General features: G+C 71.2%; 11 protein-coding genes. 1 reads left to right on the top strand and 10 read right to left on the bottom strand.

The features are described from left to right. Positions 1-229 precede the first annotated feature (229 nt). Positions 230-1,438, top strand: coding sequence for an acyltransferase (locus AC21LY_RS20395; protein WP_489048390.1), 1,209 nt, complete (start codon positions 230-232; stop codon positions 1,436-1,438). An 89-nt stretch (positions 1,439-1,527) separates the two neighbouring features. Here the strand turns inward: AC21LY_RS20395 and AC21LY_RS20390 are convergent, their stop codons facing one another. The 10 genes from AC21LY_RS20390 to ftsY all read right to left on the bottom strand — a co-directional run bounded on the left by AC21LY_RS20390 (position 1,528) and on the right by ftsY (position 17,382). Then, complete coding sequence (locus AC21LY_RS20390) at positions 1,528-2,598, bottom strand: amidohydrolase family protein (protein WP_489048389.1); 1,071 nt, start codon at positions 2,596-2,598, stop codon at positions 1,528-1,530. Between the two features lie 18 nt (positions 2,599-2,616). Continuing rightward, entirely contained in the window at positions 2,617-4,185 is a 1,569-nt protein-coding gene (ffh, locus tag AC21LY_RS20385; protein ID WP_489048388.1) for a signal recognition particle protein, read from the bottom strand. A 9-nt stretch (positions 4,186-4,194) separates the two neighbouring features. After that, complete coding sequence (locus AC21LY_RS20380) at positions 4,195-6,678, bottom strand: [protein-PII] uridylyltransferase (protein ID WP_489048459.1); 2,484 nt, start codon at positions 6,676-6,678, stop codon at positions 4,195-4,197. A gap of 14 nt (positions 6,679-6,692) precedes the next feature. Then, positions 6,693-7,031, bottom strand: a complete 339-nt coding sequence (locus AC21LY_RS20375) for a P-II family nitrogen regulator (RefSeq protein WP_489048387.1) — start codon at positions 7,029-7,031, stop codon at positions 6,693-6,695. Positions 7,032-7,083: 52 nt separating this feature from the next. After that, entirely contained in the window at positions 7,084-8,349 is a 1,266-nt protein-coding gene (locus AC21LY_RS20370) for an ammonium transporter (protein WP_489048458.1), read from the bottom strand. 266 nt (positions 8,350-8,615) lie between these two features. Continuing rightward, positions 8,616-11,861, bottom strand: coding sequence for a carboxyl transferase domain-containing protein (locus AC21LY_RS20365; RefSeq protein WP_489048386.1), 3,246 nt, complete (start codon positions 11,859-11,861; stop codon positions 8,616-8,618). A gap of 14 nt (positions 11,862-11,875) precedes the next feature. Further along, on the bottom strand, positions 11,876-12,538 hold the full coding sequence (locus AC21LY_RS20360; protein ID WP_489048385.1) for a TetR/AcrR family transcriptional regulator: 663 nt from the start codon (positions 12,536-12,538) through the stop codon (positions 11,876-11,878). Positions 12,539-12,595: 57 nt separating this feature from the next. Further along, positions 12,596-13,960 (bottom strand): MFS transporter, encoded by a 1,365-nt coding sequence (locus AC21LY_RS20355; protein ID WP_489048384.1) that lies wholly within the window; start codon positions 13,958-13,960, stop codon positions 12,596-12,598. Between the two features lie 23 nt (positions 13,961-13,983). Then, positions 13,984-15,669, bottom strand: coding sequence for a class I adenylate-forming enzyme family protein (locus AC21LY_RS20350; protein WP_489048383.1), 1,686 nt, complete (start codon positions 15,667-15,669; stop codon positions 13,984-13,986). A gap of 186 nt (positions 15,670-15,855) precedes the next feature. Then, positions 15,856-17,382 (bottom strand): signal recognition particle-docking protein FtsY, encoded by a 1,527-nt coding sequence (gene ftsY / locus AC21LY_RS20345; RefSeq protein WP_489048382.1) that lies wholly within the window; start codon positions 17,380-17,382, stop codon positions 15,856-15,858. Positions 17,383-17,401: the final 19 nt, after the last annotated feature.

The raw sequence follows: 17,401 nt of genomic DNA, 5'->3' as shown, positions 1-17,401 counted from the left end.
ACGGGACACGCGGCTGCGGGCACCGCCGCCGCCCGCCCGGTAGCCTGGAAATCGGACGGTCGCCCTCGCGTGACACGCGCCACTGATGAGCCGATGGTGCGGGGCACGCTGGTTACCAGCGGGTAAACTTCGTCGCGTTGTCGCCTGCGCGGTGCACCGTCAGCCCGGTGTAGACCACTGCCAGGCGGCGTTCAGCCCCCTCGCAGGAACGGACTGCAGACTCGAACTCATGGCCACGCACCTGGATCGACCCACGACGTCCCCGGTAGCCACCGGGAACGCGGCGGCCGCCCCGTCGCGCGGCGGCTACCTCCACCAGCTCGACTTCGTCCGCACCATCACGTTCCTCCTCGTGGTCTTCATCCACACGCTGACCAATACCAACGACGAGGTCAACGGCACCGTCACGAACGCGATCGCGATGAACCTCCACTTCACGCGCAACGCCTTCTTCGCGCTGACCGGCCTGGTGCTCGCCTACGGGATCGTCGAACGCGGTGCGCGGATGAGCCCGGTGCAGTTCTGGCGCAAGCGGCTGACCCTGGTGATCACCCCGTTCGTGCTCTGGGCGTTCGCCTACTGGGTGTACGACATGATCGTCGCGGGCGAGGCGGGCCGGATCCCGCACAGCCTCGGCGACTTCTGGAACAACCTCAAGTGGGGCGGCCTCAACGGTTACCAGCTCTACTTCATCTTCGTCACGCTGCAGATCTATGTGCTGTTCCCGCTGATCTTCGCGTTCGTCGAGCGCACTCGCCGCTACCACGGCCGCGTCCTGCTGGTCAGCGCCGTACTGCAGGTGGGCATCTACGTGGCGGCCACCTACTGGAACCCGACCACCGGCTGGTGGGGCGAGAACTTCTGGCACCTGTACGCCACCGTCGTCCCGTACCAGTTCTTCATCCTGCTGGGCGTGATCGCGGCCTTCCACCGGGAGCGGATCGAGGGCGTGCTCCTGCGGCACGCGCCGCTGGTCTTCGGGATCGCTGCCCTGACGGCCGTGGGCGCGCAGGTCCTCTACCGCGTGCGGTTGGACGACGAGACGGCGCCGATCGTGGCGTCCGCCGTCTTCCAGCCCGCGAACTTCGTGCTGTACGTCGCGCTGGTCGCGGCGGTCTACACCGTGGGCCTCCTGCTGGCGCGGCACCGGCACCGTCTGCCCCGCCTGACCCGCTTCGCCTCGTACGGCGCCCAACGCTCCTTCGGCGTCTTCCTGGTGCACGTGATGGTGCTGTCGACGCTGCTGCTCCCCCGCGCGGCCGATGGCTCGCCCTGGCTCACGACGGTGCTCCCGTCGCCGTTCGGCACGGCCGTGGCCTACGTGGCGACGATCGTGCTCACGCTCGGCATCGTCGAACTCCTGAGCCGCGCCCCGAAGGCGCAGTGGTGGGTCGGCCGCCCCCGCCCGGCGAAGCGCCGCCCAGCCGGCTCCCCCTAGAGGGGCGGCCACCTCCCTACGTCCGTGGACATGGGGAATGCACGGCGCGCCGTGGCGCTGCACGTCCCGCTAGGGAACAGTGCTCGACCTCAGCCGAGCTCACCCCGCACCACCACGGCCGACGGTGCCGGCAGGCCCCCGTGCGCGAGGGCGACGCGCGGGTCCTCGTCGTAGATCACCAGGTCGGCGGGGGCACCGTCGTCGATGCCGGCGAAGCCGAGCCATTGCCGCGCGCGCCACGACGCGGCGGCGATGGCCTCCTCGGGCGGCATGACGGTGGCGAGCGCCTCGATCTCGCGGGGCAGGGCGCCGTGCACGTTGAATCCCCCGGCGTCGGTGCCGGCGTACATGGCGACGCCGGCCTCCCAGGCGGCGCGGAAGGTGGCCTTCCGCCGGTCGTACAGCGCCATCATGTGGCGGTGGTAGGTGGGGAACTTCTCCTCCGCCGGGGCGGCGATCGACGGGAAGTTCTCGATCTGGATCATGGTCGGCACCAGCCCGATCCCCTTCTCGACCATGGTCTCGATGGTGTCGGCCGTCAGCCCCGAGCCGTGCTCGATCGCGTCGACCCCGGCGGCCAGCAGGCCGGGGAGCGCGTCCTCGCCGAAGACGTGCGCGGTGATCCGGGCGCCCGCGTCGTGGGCCACCGCGACCGCGTCGGCGAGCACGTCGTCGGGCCAGAGCGGCGCGAGATCCCCCACGGACCGGTCGATCCAGTCCCCGACCAGCTTGATCCACGGATGCCCCTCGGCCGCCCGGCGCCGGACGGCCTCCACGAGCTGCGACGGATCGTCGAGCTGCTCGCCGAGTCCCCGCGTGTACCTCTTGACCAGTGCGATGTGCCGGCCCATCCGGACGAACCGCGGTAGGCCCGGCTGCCCGTCGAGCGGCGAGGTGTCGAGGTCGGAGCCGGGTTCACGGATGACGGTGACGCCCACGGCGACGTCCTCGAGCGCCAGCGCGCGGCCACGCACCAGGTCCGGTTCACCGTCCGCGACGATGCCGACGTGGCAGTGCGCGTCCACGTACCCGGGAACCGCGAAACCGCGCAGCTCGGTCGCGGAGCCGCCCGGATCCGACAGGTGCACGGCACCGTCGGACACCCAGAACTCGCCGTCGCCGCCGGGCAGGACGACGCCGGTGAAGTGCAGATCGCTCATTCCCGCACTGTAACCCGGCTACCGCTTCTTCCGGAGCTGCTCCTCAAGGGCCGCCATGTCGATCCCCTCGAGGCCGGGCGGCAGCTGGTTGAGCCCCTGCGGCATGCCGGAGAGGTCCATGCCGGCGGGCAGGCCGGGCATCCCCGGGAAGCCGCCGCCCATGCGCGGCGCCGAGGGCCCGGACTGCCGGGCGCGGTTGTTCTTCTTGCCCTGCTTGCCCTTCTGCTTGCGCTTGGACAGCCGCTTGGGGCCGCCGCCGAAGCCGGCCATCTGCGACATCATCTTGCGCGCCTCGAAGAACCGGTCCACCAGCTGGTTGACCTCGGTGACGGTGACGCCCGAACCCTTGGCGATACGCAGGCGGCGGGAGGCGTTGATGATCTTCGGGTCGGCGCGCTCGGCGGGCGTCATGCCGCGGATGATGGCCTGGATCCGGTCGAGCTGGCTGTCGTCGACCGCGGCGAGGGCGTCCTTCATCTGGCCCGCGCCGGGCAGCATACCCAGCAGGTTCCCGATGGGGCCCATCTTGCGGATCATCAGCATCTGGTCGAGGAAGTCCTCGAGGGTCAGCTCGCCGGAGGTGATCTTGGCGGCCGCCTCCTCCGCCTTCTGCTGGTCCATGTGCTGCTCGGCCTGCTCGATGAGCGAGAGCACATCGCCCATGCCGAGGATCCGCGAGCTCATCCGGTCCGGGTGGAAGACGTCGAAGTCGTCGAGCTTCTCGCCGGTGGACGCGAACAGGATCGGCTTGCCGGTGATCTCCCGGACCGACAGCGCGGCGCCGCCGCGGGCGTCGCCGTCGAGCTTGGTGAGCACCACGCCGGTGAAGTCGACGCCGTCGGCGAAGGCCTGGGCGGTGGTCACCGCGTCCTGGCCGATCATGGCGTCGAGGACGAAGAGGACCTCGTCGGGATCCACGGCGTCGCGGATCGCCCGGGCCTGGCCCATGAGCTCCTCGTCGATGCCGAGGCGGCCGGCGGTGTCGACGATGACCACGTCGTGCTGCTTGGCCTTCGCCTCGGCGATGCCGCCGCGCGCGACCTCGACGGGGTCCGCGGCACTGACGCCGAGCGTGCCCTCGCCGCCGACGGAGGTGCCGGGGTGCGGCGCGTAGGTGGGCACGCCCGCGCGCTCGCCGACGATCTTGAGCTGGTCGACGGCGCCGGGACGCTGCAGGTCACAGGCCACGAGCATGGGCGTGTGCCCCTGCTTCTTGAGGAAGTGCGCGAGCTTGCCGGCGAGCGTCGTCTTACCCGCGCCCTGCAGGCCGGCGAGCATGATCACCGTCGGCGGGGTCTTCGCCAGGTTCAGGCGGCGGGTCTCGCCGCCGAGGATCCCGACGAGCTCCTCGTTGACGATCTTGACGATCTGCTGCGCCGGGTTGAGCGCGGCCGAGACCTCGTGCCCCTTGGCCCGCTCCTTGACCCGCGCAACGAAGGCGCGGACGACGGGCAGCGCGACGTCGGCCTCGAGCAGCGCGAGCCGGATCTCGCGGGCCGTCGAGTCGATGTCGGCGTCGGTCAGCCGGCCCTTGCCGCGCAGGTCCTTGAGCGCGCCGGTGAGCCGATCGGAGAGGGATTCGAACATTGCCTCAGCCTACCGAAAGCCCTGCGTCTGCCCGTCCTCCGGTGGTGCGGGCGGCACGGCTTCCGGCAGGACGGCCAGCACCGCCTCCTCGGCGCTCGCCCGGAGCGCGGCACCATCGCCGGGGTCGCTGAGGCAGAAGACGTCGACCGCGGTCGCGCCGAGCGTGGCCACCCTGGCCCAGCGCACGTCGATCCCCGCGTCGTCGAGCGCCCCGGCGACCCGCGCGAGCAGGCCCGGAGTGTCCCCGGCGCGGACCTCGAGGACGACGGTGCCGGGGGCCTCGTCGAACCAGCGCAGGCGCGGCGGAGCCGCCACCCGCAGCGGGGGCGCGGCGGCACTCCCGTCGACGGGGGCCTTCGCCGCACGCTCGCGGTCGCGGAGCTCGGCGAGCACGTCGGCCCCGTCGAAGGCGGCGAGGAGCCGCTGCCGCACCAGCGCGGGATCGGGCGGGTCGCCGAAGGTGGGAACCACCAGGAAGGTGTTCACGGCGGACTCCCCCACCCCGGCGACGGTAGCGCTCTGCACCCGCAGGCCGGCGAGGGCGAGCACCGCGGCCATCCGGGCGAGCACGCCGCGGCGGTCGGGTCCGACGACGACCACGGTGAAGGTGTGCGGGCCGAGCGCGGTCGCCGGCGTGATCTTCACGTGGGTGCCGCCCGCGGCGGCGAGCGCCGCGACGTCGTCGGGCACGGGCGCGGGCTGCGGCGCCGGCTCCCCCGCCAGCACGCGGCTGGTCCGCCGGACCAGCTCGCCGATGAGCCGCGACTTCCATTCGCCCCAGACCCCGGGCCCGGTCGCGAGCGAGTCCGCCTCGGCGAGGGCGTGCAGCAGTTCCAGCAGGACCGGATCGCGGCCGACCTTGTCCGCGACCATCTCGATGGTGGCGGGATCGTCCAGGTCGCGACGGGTCGCGACGGCCGGGAGCAGCAGGTGGTGCCGCACCATCGCGGCGAGGAGCTCGGTGTCGGCCGCGGAGAGCCCGAGCCGGGCCGCGATGGCCTCGGCGAGTTCGGCGCCGATCACGCTGTGGTCGCCGCCGCGCCCCTTGCCCAGGTCGTGCAGCAGCGCACCGAGGACGAGCAGGTCGGGGCGGGCCACGTCGGTGGCGCGAGTGGCCGCGTGGGCCGCGGTCTCCATCAGGTGCCGGTCGACGGTCCAGGTGTGCACGGCGTCGCGCGGCGGCAGATCCCGGACGGCGCCCCACTCCGGCAGCAGCCGGCCCCACAGGCCGGTGCGGTCGAGGGCCTCGATCACGGGCACCGCGCCGCGCCCCGCGCCGAGCAGCGCGAGCAGGTCGGCGACGGTCTCCGCGGGCCAGGGGCTGCGCGGAGCGGGGGCGACCTCGGCGAGGCGGCCCAGGGTGGACGCCGACAGGGGCAGCCCGGACGCGGCGGCCGCAGCGGCCACGCGCACCGTCAGCCCCGAGTCGCGGTCGGGGCGGGCGTCCCGGGCGAGGGTCACCTCGCCGGCGTGCTCGACGACGCCCTCGGCGAGGGGCCGGCGCACCGGCGGGCGCCGGAGCCGCGCGAATCCGCGGCGGGGCACGGCGTTCTGCGCCGTCCGGATGCCCACGTCCACGGCGTAGGCGACGGTGCGGCCGCTGTCGCTGATGGTGCGGGCGAGGTCGAACCGGTCGCCGAGGCGCAGGGCGGCACCGATCTCGTCGGCCTCCTGCGCGCGCACCGCATCGCGGGCGCGGCCCGAGATGCGGTGCAGCTCGGTGCGCACGTCGAGCAGACGCCCGTAGGCCGCGGCCAGGTCGTTGCCCGTGGTTCCGCCCGGGGTCGCCGACGGTGTCGGGATCCCGTCGGCGAGCTGGGCGAGCGAGAGCGCCTGCAGCAGCTGGACGTCGCGCATGCCGCCCCGGCCGTTCTTGAGGTCGGGCTCGGCGCGGTGGGCGATCTCCCCCGAGCGGCGCCACCGCTCGCGGGCCTGGTCGGCGAGATCGTCGACGCGGGTGCGGATATCGGCGCGCCACTGCCTGCGCACGCCGCTGATCAGCAGGTTGGTGATCTCCTCGTCGCCGACGATGTGCCGGGCGTCGAGCAGTCCCAGCGCCGCGGTGAGATCGGACCGGGCGACGCGGACCGCCTCGGGCACCGTGCGGACGCTGTGGTCGAGCTTGATGTGCGCGTCCCACAGCGGATACCAGATGCTCTCCGCGACCGCCGTGACGTGCGCGGGGTCGAGCCCGTCGTCGTGCACGAGGAGCAGGTCGAAGTCGCTGTGCGGGAGCAGCTCCCTCCGGCCGAGACCGCCCACGGCGACGAGGGCGAGCCCGCTGTCGGGCCCGATCCCGGCGGCCGTCCCGTGGGTGGTCAGCCATACCTCCGCCAGATCGGCGAGCGCGCCGCGCAGCGCCGCGGGGTCGAGGCGGTGGTGCCCCGCCGCGCGGTCGAGCAGCCGGGCCCGGGCGGCGACGAGTTCCTTCGCCCCGCCCGGCACGGCCTCCGGTGCGCTCTCCCTGTGCGGCGCGGTCGCCCTGTCCGGCATCGTCATTCGGCGCTCTACAGGGCCTCGTTGCCGCGTTCGCCGGTGCGCACGCGCACGACGGACTCGACGGGGGTGACCCAGACCTTGCCGTCACCGATCTTGCCGGTGCGGGCACCGGCGACGATCACATCGACGACGCTGTCGACGACGGCATCGTCGACCACCACCTCGATGCGGACCTTCGGCACGAAGTCCACGGAGTACTCGGCGCCGCGGTACACCTCGGTGTGCCCCTTCTGCCGGCCGTAGCCCTGCACCTCGCTGACGGTCATCCCGAGGATCCCGGCCTGTTCGAGGCCCGCCTTCACGTCCTCGAGCGTGAAGGGCTTGACGATCGCGGTGACCAGCTTCATAAGAGTTTCCTTCTGTGGGTCGGTGGACGGATCCAGCTTAGTTCCGGTCGCCTCAGACCAGGTCGTACGCCGTTTCAGCGTGCTCGGAGTTGTCGATGCCGTCGGCCTCGCCCTCCTTGTCGACGCGCCAGCCGAGCGGCTTGAGCGCGAAGGCGATGACCACGGTGAGGACCGCCGTGAACGCCAGGGCGGCGGCCGCGATGACCACCTGCACCACCAACTGCTTGTAGTCGCCGCCGTAGAACAGGCCGGTGTCCTTGGCCAGGAAGCCCAGGGCGACGGTGCCGATCACGCCGGCCACCAGGTGCACGCCGACCACGTCGAGCGAGTCGTCGAAGCCGAACTTCGACTTCAGGCCCACACCGAAGGCGGCGGCCACACCTGCCACGACGCCCAGGATGAGCGCACCCACAGGGGTCACGTTCGCGCAGGCCGGGGTGATCGCGACCAGGCCGGCGACGACGCCCGACGCAGCACCGACGGTGGTGGCGTGGCCGTCGCGGAACTTCTCCACGGCGAGCCAGCCGAGCATCGCGGCGGCGGTCGCGGCGGTCGTGTTGATCCAGGCGAGGCCGGCGGTGGCGTTGGCGGTACCCGCCGAGCCGGCGTTGAAGCCGAACCAGCCGAACCACAGCAGCGCGGCACCGAGCATCACGAACGGGATGTTGTGCGGACGGTACGAGTGCTTGCCGAAGCCGAGACGCTTGCCGACGATGATCGCGAGCACGAGACCGGCGATACCTGCGTTGATGTGCACGACGGTGCCGCCGGCGAAGTCGATCGGCGCCACGGTGGCGTGGCCGTCGGTGGTGCCGAACAGCTTGGCGGCGATGCCGCCCTCAGCGCCGGAGAGCAGGCCGCCGCCCCACACCATGTGGGCGAGCGGCAGGTAGACGATCGTGGTCCAGACGGCCGTGAACACCAGCCACGTCCCGAACTTCACGCGCTCGGCCAGAGCGCCCGAGATCAGCGCGACGGTGATCACGGCGAAGGTCAGCTGGAACCCGGCGAAGACGATCGCCGGAAGGCCGCTGCCTGCGGCGTTGAGCACCACGAGCGTGTCCGAGCCGGAGGTCTTCGTCTCCGTCAGCTGGTTCAGGCCGAAGTACTTGAGCGGGTTGTCGAACAGGCCGAGGTAGTTGCCCTCGCCGGAGAACGACGTCGAGTAGCCCCACAGCACGTAGATCACGGAGACGACGCCCAGCGAGCCGATCGACATCATCATCATGTTGAGCACGGACTTCTGGCGGGAGAGCCCGCCGTAGAAGAACGCGAGCGCGGGTGTCATGAGCAGCACCAGCGCGGCGGACATCAGCATCCACGCGGTGGTACCGGTGTCCACTTTCCCGAACAATTCGTCGGGTACTGAAGCCAAGAGCACGGCGAAACCTCCTCGGGCGCGCCGCCTTTGCGGCGCGAGTGAGAACAGCTTCTGTGCCCGTGGTTTCCCAGCCGAGGCGCCCGTGTTGCCCGTGTGTAACCGGTCCGGGCGCGGTGAACACCTCCGGTTACGGAGTTGTTACCGAGCCCCGGTCACCGCGCCACCCGCCGCCGGCCGGGCTCAGCTGCACCCGCCGGCCGGGCTCAGGGCCGCGTACCGAAGGCCGGCCTTCCGAGCTTGTCGGGGAGCAGTCGGTACGCGTCGTGGACCCAGTCGCACAGCAGAGGCCGGCTGTCGCGGGGGTCGATCATGTCCTGCACGCCGAACCGCTCCGCGGTCCGCAGGGGCGAGGAGACCGCCTCCAGTTCCGCGGACAGGCGCGCGAGCTCCGCAGCCGGGTCGTCGGCCCGCTCGATCTGCGATCGGAACGCGGCCTCGATCCCGCCGCGCGACGGGAGCGAGCCCCATGTGCCCGACGGCCACGCCCAACTCCGTCCGGCCCGGTGCCGGTTGATGATGCCGGCGCCGCCGACGCCGAAGACGCGCCGCACGATGAGTTCCGCCTGCGGCACACGGGCCTGGTAGACGGCCGTGATGGCGCGGGCTCCGTGCCGGATCGTCGCGTCGCGCTCGGCGGCGGAGCCGATCGTCATCCCCGCCTGGTCCGTCAGGCTGACGATCGGCAGGTGGAAGGTCTCGCAGAGGTCGACCAGCCGGGTGACCGCCAGCGCCCCCTCGGTGGACATCGTCGCGCCGAGCTCCGGGTCGGCCGCGATCACGCCGACGGGGTGGCCGTCCAGCCGAGCCAGAGCCGTCACGGTGCCCCCGCCGTACTCCGCGTACCGGAACACGGAGCCCGCGTCGAAGACCGCGTCCAGGATCGCGGTGACGTCGTAGGCGCGCCGCGGATTACGGGGAACGGCGCCGAGCAGGTACTCCTCCCGGCGATCCGGCGCGTCGGACGACGCCGTCACCGGGGGTAGTTCGTACACGCTCCGCGGCAGGTAGGACAGGAACGCGCGGATCACCGCGAACGCGGCCTCCTCGTCCGCGACGATCCGTTCGACGGCGCCGTTGTCCCGGTGGACACCGGCACCACCGAGTTCCTCCTTCGTCAGGCGCTCCCCGGTTCCGCCGAGCACGATGGGCGGCCCGGCCGTGAACATCTGCCCCACGCCCTCGACGAGGATCGCCAAGTGCGACATGACCATCCGCGCCGCACCGAGACCGACGACGGGGCCCAGGCCGGCGGATACCACCGGAACCGTCGACAGGTTGTCGACGACCGCGTCCCAGCCCGGATTGACCGGCACGTAGGTGTAGCCCGCCTCGGCGATCATCTTCACGGATCCGCCTCCGCTCGCCCCGTCCAGGAGGCGCACGACGGGCAGGCGCATCTCGTTCGCGTAGCGCTCGGCGAAGATCTGTTTGTCGTGGATCGCCGCGTCTCCGGAGCCGGCGCGCAGCGTGAAGTCGTCGACGCCCAGGACCACCTTGCGGCCGTCGATCTTCGCGGTGCCCGCGACGAAGTTGGCGGGGGTGAACTCGGGCTCGTCACCGTCGCCGTGAGCCGTGAATCCGGCGAGGGCCCCGATCTCGATGAAGGTTCCGGGATCGCTGATCGCCTCGACCCGTGCTCGCGCATCGAGCTTGCCGTTCGCGTGCTGCCTGGCCACCTTGTCGGGACCGCCCATGCCGAGCGCGGCACGCCGGCGCCGGTCGATCTCCGCGACCTCCTGCGACCAGTCGTCGCGCTCCTCGGTCTGCGGCGAGTGCGCCGTCGCGCTGTCCGTCGCGTCCGCCGCCGAACCGTAGGCGAGCACCGACCCGGCCTCGATCAGGTCACCCACCTGGGTCAGTATCTTCTCGACGCGGAGCGGGCTCTCCGCGCGGACGGCGACCTCCATCTTCATCGCCTCCACCACGGCGACGATCCCGCCCGCGCCGACGACGTCGCCGGCGGCCACGGCGATGCTCAGGACGACTCCCGGCATGGGGGCCGTCACGGCGATCGCGCCCTCCGGTAGGTCGACGAGGACCTGCTCGCCCTCGCCGCCCTCGTCACCTTCGTGGGCACCGGCCGGCCGCGCGTGCCCGGCCAGCGCGTCGATGTTGCGCGCCATGAATCCGGTGTCCCACGGAGCCGTCCGGAACCCGTCCGAGGAGACGATCCCGTGCAACAGATCGGCGTTCGTGGCGACACCGTCGATCGCGAGTTCCTCCAGCGCCCCGACCGTACGCGCGCTCGCCCGCGCGAGGTCCTCGCCGTGCACGATCACCTTCGCGAGCAGGGAGTCGTAGCGCGGACTGGTGCGGTAACCCCGGTAGCCGTAGGTATCGACGCGCACCCCGGGACCGGAGGGCATCTCGAAGCGGCGCAGCAGACCCGCGCTGGGGGCCGGGGCACCGTCCGGACCGAGCGTCTCCGCGTTGACCCGGACCTGGATCGCGACACCACGCGGCGCGGGGGGCTCGGTCAGGCCCAGGTTCTCGAGGGTCGCTCCGCCGGCGACCGCCAGCTGCGCCGCGACCAGGTCCACGCCGGTGACCTCCTCGGTCACGGTGTGTTCGACCTGAACGCGCGGATTGGCCTCCATGAACCAGAACTCGCCGCCTTCGACGAGGAACTCGAAGGTACCGAGGCCGGAGTACGAGACGCCCTTCGCCAGGGTCGTCGCGGCCTCGACCAGACGGGCGCGCAGGGCCTCGTCGAGCCAGGGGCTCGGGGCCACCTCGACCAGCTTCTGGTGCCGGCGTTGGATGCTGCAGTCGCGCTCGCCGAGCGCGATGACCGCGCCCGTGCCGTCGCCGAGGATCTGCACCTCGATGTGCTGGGGCGCGGTCAGCAGCTTCTCGACGTAGACCTCGCCCGCCCCGAAGGCGCGGAGCGCCTCGGCACTCGCCTCGGCGTACGCGTCCGGCAGGGAGGCGGGGTCGAGAACCGCTCGCATCCCCCGGCCGCCGCCACCGGCGAGGGCCTTGACCATCACCGCACCGTGTCGGGCCGCGAAGCTCTGCGCCTCGTCGAGCGACGTCGCCGTCGTGGTGCCGGGCAGCACGGGCACGCCGCGCTCGATCGCGTAGTCACGGGCCCGCGCCTTGTCGCCGAACAGGTCCAGCGTCTCCGGCGCGGGGCCGATGAACGTCAGGCCCGCCGCCGCGCATCGACGGGCGAAGTCGGCGTTCTCGCTGAGGAACCCGTAGCCCGGATGCACCGCTCGCGCCCCCGCGGCCACCGCCGCGGCGACCACGGCCTCGATGTCCAGATACGCGGCGGTGCCGGCGCCGGGGAGCAGCACGGCCTCGTCCGCGGTCCGGACGTGCAACGAGTCCTCGTCGTCCGCCGGGTGCACCGCGATCGCGGCACCTCCGGTCTCGTGGATCGCGCGAACGATGCGGATCGCTATCTCGCCCCGGTTGGCGATGAGTACCCGTGCTGCTTCGGTCATGGCGGTGAAGGTCCTTACGGTGTATCGGAGGCCCCGGCGGGGAGCGCCGGGGCGAGAATGCTGCGCATGAGCTGATCGGTCAGTCCGACCACGACCTCGTCCTGGGTGAGACCGCGGTCGGGGCGGTACCAGATGGCCGGGGTCTGGGCCCCGCGGATCAATGTGAAGGTGGTCAGGCGGGTGTCGGCGTCGACGAACGAGCCGTCGGCGATCCCCTCGGTCAGGAGATCCCGGATCAGGCGCTCGTACTCGCGTTCGGTGCGGCGGACTTCCGCCGCGTGCTCCTCGTCGAGGCCGAAGTTGGTGGCGATCAGGATGACGTGCCGGGCGAGCTCGTCGAAGTTCGATTCGATCAGGTTCTTCAGCGCGGCCGCCATCCTGTCGACCACCGAGTCCGGCCTCGCGACGATCTCTTCGAGCCGATGCAGGGCCGCGCCGGAGGCGGCGACGCGGGTGGCCACGATCAGTTCCTGCTTACTGCGGAACTGGTAGTAGAGGATCCCCTTGCTGACGCCCATCTCGTTGGCGATGTCCACCATGGTGCTGGACTCGTATCCCTTCCGCGCGAACACCCGCGCCGCCGCCTTGAGGATTTCGCGACGCTGGTTCTCCCGATGCTCGGGATCGCGGACTACGCTTCCACGCAGGCCGACCTCGACCGGTCCGTTGCTCGCCATCTTCGAAACCTTCCCGCTGGTTTATACGCATAAGTATAAACCAGCGGGAGGCCTGTGTCACGACGGCAATGGAGCCGAATCCTGCCCACTGTCGTGCACCCCGGGTGCGGTCGCGGACGACGCCACCGCACCTGCGCCCTTCCGGTCGAGGGTTTCCGGAAGCACGACGGCCGCACAGAGCGTCACCAACGCCATCGCCAACAGGAATCCCGACACCGCGGCGGTTCCGCCGGTCGCCTCGATGAGGGCGGTCATCACGAACGGCGTCGATCCGCTGACCAGGATCGCCGCCGTCTGATAGGCGAGCGTCGCACCCGAGAACCGCAGCCGGGGCGGGAAGAGCTCCGCGATGAACGCCGCCACCGGGCCGAAGGTGATGCCGGCGAGGGCGAAACCGACGATCGACGCGACGCCCACCAACCAGATGTTCGCGGTGTTGACCAGCCAGAAGAACGGGAAGGTCCACAGACTGACCAGTACCGCGCCCACGATGATCACCGGCCGGCGGCCGTAGCGGTCGGAGGCGGCACCACTGCAGTAGACCGTGACGATCATGCCGACGGCGGCGACCAGCGCAACGGTCAGCAGTTCGCTCCGGTTCATCGAGAGATGATTGACGCCGTAGGCGAGGACACCCGTCATGATCACGTACGAGATGGCGTTGCAGGCGAAGAGCAGGCCCGCGCAGGTGAGCACACGCCCCAGGTTGTTGCGCACCACTTCCCGCATCGGCGCCGCCTCGACGGTCGTGGTCTGCTCCTTCGACTCCTTGAGCTTGCGGAACTCGGGGCTGTCCTCGATCCGGTAGTGGATGAACAGCACGATGGGCACCAGCAGGACGCTCGCCAGGAACGGGATGCGCCAGCCCCAGGACTGGAACTGCGCGGTCGTCGTCGAGAAGCTGACGAGGATGAAGACCAGGCTGCCGAGAACGAAACCCAGCGGCGCGCCCATCTGGCCGAAGGTCCCGGCCTGGCCGCGATGCCGCGGCCCCGAACTCTCGGTCAGGAGCAGGACCGCACCGCCCCACTGGCCGCCGACGGCGATGCCCTGGGCGAACCGGAGGAGCACGAGCAGCACCGGGGCGAGGATCCCGACCGTGGCGGCGGTCGGGAGCATACCGATGAGGATCGTCGCGCTCGCCATCATGACCAGGCTGATGAGCAGGACGGGCTTGCGTCCGATGCGATCACCGAGCGAGCCGAGGATCACGCCGCCGATCGGGCGCGCGATGAACCCCGCCCAGAAGGTGGCGAACGATGCCAGGATGCCCACCGGACCGGAGACGTTGGGGAAGAACAACTTCCCGAAGACGAGTGCGGCCGCGGTGCCGTAGATGAAGAAGTCGTACCACTCGAGAGCACTACTGAGCAGCCCGGCGACCATGAGTCTGCGGGGAGCCCCGGTGGAGGGGGATGTCATGGGGTTCGTCGTGTCCGTTCTCGTCATTGACGGTCAGAGGTGGTGTCCGCGAGCAACCGCTCACGGAGTTTGAATCGCTGGATCTTGCCGGTCGGGGTGGTCGGCAGAGAATCGGCGACGATGATCCGGCTGGGGCACATGAACGCGGGGATGCTGGTCCTGGCCCATTCGAGGATCGAGTCGGCGTCGAGGTCGTCGCCCTGGACGTAGACCGCGATGTCGTCCTCGGAGCCGTCGGCGCTGGGGATCGGCATGGCTGCGGCCAGGGTCACGCCCGGGTACTCGGCGACGAGCTCCTCGAGATGCTGGCTGGAGATGTTCTCGCCGCGGCGCCGGATCCGGTCGCCCATCCGGTCGAGGAAGAACCACATGCCGTCCTCGCGCCGCCACACCGCGTCTCCCGTGTGGAACCAGAGGTTCCGCCAGGCCTGCACGGTGTACTCGGGCTTGCGCAGGTACCCGTCGGCGATCACCGACGGTGCCTTCGGGCGCACGACGAGCTCACCGGGGACCCCCGGCGGGCACGGGTAGCCCTCGGGGTCGTGGACCGCGGCCTCGATGAAGGGCGACGGCCCGCCCATCAACCCTCGCTCGTCGATCGTGCGCCCGTCGATCACCGGTATGCCGATCGACCGCAGGCGCTCGTTGAGCTCCTCGTGGGTGTGGCCGCGGTAGTGGCTCGCGGGTGTCCCCTCCCCCGGCCGGCACTCCTCGATGAGGCCCAGCATCGCCAGGCCGGCCTCGGTCTGACCGAATCCGGTGGTGATGTAGTCGAACCCGAAGCGGCGTGCGACCTCGTGATGATCGTTCGGCAGCGGCTGCATGTGGACCTTGTTGAGCGTGTTCACGTGGTCGTCGGGCCGCGCCGGGGCGTTCATCAGCCAGGGCACCATGACGCCCATCAACGTCGCGATCGTGGCTCCCGAGGACTCGACGCGGTTCCAGAACTCCGACGAACTGAACTTGCGCCACACCGCGACCGAGGCGCCGGCCCAGGCCGCACGGGCCACGTTGTACATCGCGGCGCCGACGTGGAACATCGGGAGATCGCTGTAGATCACGTCCTCGGTGGTCGTGAGCCGGCGCGCCGGCAACGTGTACTGGTTCATCCACCGGTGGCTCTGCACCACGCCCTTCGAGCGCCCCGTGGTGCCGGAGGTGTAGATGATGTTGGCGGTGTCCGCGTAGCCGATCCTGAGCACCGGTGCGGCCGCGGGCTCGAGGAACCGGGCCCCGCCGACGACCTCGATGGACGCCGACGCCGCAAGCTCATCGGACTCCACCGCGGCCAGCACGACGGCGACGTCCTTCCCGAGCGCGGACCGAACGTCCGCCACCCGCTCGACCAGGGACGACTCGGTCACCACTAGGCCGGGGCTCGTGTCCTCGAGCTGGTAGCTCAGCAGGCTTCCCGTGTACGCGGGATTGATCGGGCAGTACACCGCGCCGGACTTCCAGATGCCGAACATCCAGAGGATCGTCGTCACGGAGTCCTCGAGGAAGACGCTGACGCGATCCCCCTGCCCGATCCCGAAGGCGGCGAGATTCCCCGCGATCGAGTCGGTCGCGTCCGCGAACCGCCGGTACGTCCATTCCACGTCGCGGTCACCGTCGAACAGGAACCGCCGCTCCCCGCTGACGGCCGCCCAGCGATCGAGCGCCTCGGTGACCACCTCGGTCTCCTCCGTCAACAGAGCGACGGGGTCCACACCCGCGCCTTCCTGGTCTTTCGTGGCCAACTGCAGCTCTCCTTAGAAATTGACCGACACGATTATTCTCATGAGTATAAGTCGGACGGGTGCGTGTGTCCAGGGTCACTCCGTGCGCTGAAACGACGACACCCGGGGACCGGCGTCGCGCCGATTCCCCGGGTGTCGTCGTGCCTATCCGGGCGCCTACCCGAGCAGAGCGTCCACGAACGCGGCGGGTTCGAACGGCGCCAGGTCGTCGGCACCCTCGCCCAGGCCCACGAGCTTGACCGGCACGCCCAGCTCGTGCTGCACGGCGTAGACGATGCCGCCCTTGGCGGTGCCGTCCAGCTTGGTCAGCACGACGCCGGTGATGTCGACGACCTCGGCGAAGACCTTGGCCTGTGCGAGCCCGTTCTGGCCGATGGTCGCATCGAGGACCAGCAGCACCTCGTCGACCTTGGCCTTCTTCTCGACGACGCGCTTGACCTTGTCCAGCTCGTCCATGAGTCCCGTCTTGGTGTGCAGGCGGCCGGCGGTGTCGATGAGCACCACGTCCACGCCCTGCTCGGTGCCCTTGGCGACGGCGTCGAAGCCCACGGCGGCCGGGTCGGCGCCCTCCTTGCCGCGGACGACCTCGGCGCCGACGCGCTCGGCCCAGGTCTGCAGCTGGTCGGCGGCGGCGGCGCGGAAGGTGTCGGCGGCGCCGAGCAGCACCCGCCGCCCGTCGGCGACGAGCACGCGCGCCAGCTTGCCGGTCGTCGTGGTCTTGCCGGTGCCGTTGACCCCCACCACCAGCAGCACCGACGGCGCCCCCGCGTGCGGCAGGGCCCTGATGCTGCGGTCGTACTCGGGATGCGCCTCCTCGACCAGGACCTGGCGCAGCAGTGCCCGGGCCTCCGCCGCACTGGCGACGCCCTGCGTGGCGATCCGATCGCGCAGCTTCTCGACGACGGTCATCGTGGTCGGCGTGCCGAGGTCGGCGAGCAGCAGTGTGTCCTCGATCTCCTCCCACGACTCCTCGTCCAGGTCACCCGCGCCGAGGAGGCCGAGCAGCGAGGCGCCGACCGTGGACTGGGAGCGGGCGAGCCGGCCCTTGAGCCGGTCCAGGCGCCCCGCCGTCGGGGCGATCTCGTCCAGCTGCGGGGCCGACGGTGCCGCCGGCTCAGCAGTGACCGCCGGGGCCGCGGGAGCCACGGGCTCGGCGTGCACCTCCGGCTCCGCCGGCGCCTCGGGCTCAGCGGGGGTCTCGGGCTCGGGCTCGACGGGGGTCTCGGGGACGACGGGCGTCTCCGCCGGGGCCGCGTCCTCGATCAGCTCGATCTCTGTGGGCGCCTCGGGCGCGACGTTCGCGATGCCCGGTTCGATCTCCTCGGCATCGGCGACCCGCGCATCGGCCTGCGCCTGCGCGGCCTCGGCCGTCTCCTGCTCGGGCGTCTCCTGCAGGTCCTCGAGCGAGACCTTCGGCTCCGGTTCCGGGGCGGGCGCCGTCTTCGGCGCGGGCGGCGCCTTCGGGACCAGCGGCACGGCCTCGGCCTCGCGGGTGCCCTCACTGAAGGTGAAGCCCCCGCCCGCCTTGTAGCCGCCCGACTTGTCGATGCTCTTCGGCTCCGGAGTCTCGTCCTTCAGCGATACCCGCCGCCGCTTGTTCAGGTAGAAGCCGGTGGCCAGAGCCACCAGGACCACGAGGATGACGGCGACGGCGATGAGGATCGCGATGGTGGAAGTACTCACGCTTCGACTGTAGTGGGCG

The sequence above is a fragment of the Tsukamurella sp. II2bb genome (assembly GCF_057815145.1).
The sequence above is the reverse complement of the archived record's forward strand: the minus strand, read 5'-3'. Positions and strand labels throughout refer to the sequence as shown.

Bases quoted from the DNA above. Each gene is read 5' to 3' on its own strand.
- AC21LY_RS20380 (WP_489048459.1), bottom strand. From the start codon at position 6,678: ATGCCGGACAGGGCGACCGCGCCGCACAGGGAGAGCGCACCGGAGGCC.
- AC21LY_RS20360 (WP_489048385.1), bottom strand. From the start codon at position 12,538: ATGGCGAGCAACGGACCGGTCGAGGTCGGCCTGCGTGGAAGCGTAGTC.
- AC21LY_RS20375 (WP_489048387.1), bottom strand. From the start codon at position 7,031: ATGAAGCTGGTCACCGCGATCGTCAAGCCCTTCACGCTCGAGGACGTG.
- AC21LY_RS20390 (WP_489048389.1), bottom strand. From the start codon at position 2,598: ATGAGCGATCTGCACTTCACCGGCGTCGTCCTGCCCGGCGGCGACGGC.
- AC21LY_RS20365 (WP_489048386.1), bottom strand. From the start codon at position 11,861: ATGACCGAAGCAGCACGGGTACTCATCGCCAACCGGGGCGAGATAGCG.
- AC21LY_RS20395 (WP_489048390.1), top strand. From the start codon at position 230: ATGGCCACGCACCTGGATCGACCCACGACGTCCCCGGTAGCCACCGGG.
- AC21LY_RS20370 (WP_489048458.1), bottom strand. From the start codon at position 8,349: ATGCTGATGTCCGCCGCGCTGGTGCTGCTCATGACACCCGCGCTCGCG.
- ffh (WP_489048388.1), bottom strand. From the start codon at position 4,185: ATGTTCGAATCCCTCTCCGATCGGCTCACCGGCGCGCTCAAGGACCTG.
- AC21LY_RS20355 (WP_489048384.1), bottom strand. From the start codon at position 13,960: ATGACATCCCCCTCCACCGGGGCTCCCCGCAGACTCATGGTCGCCGGG.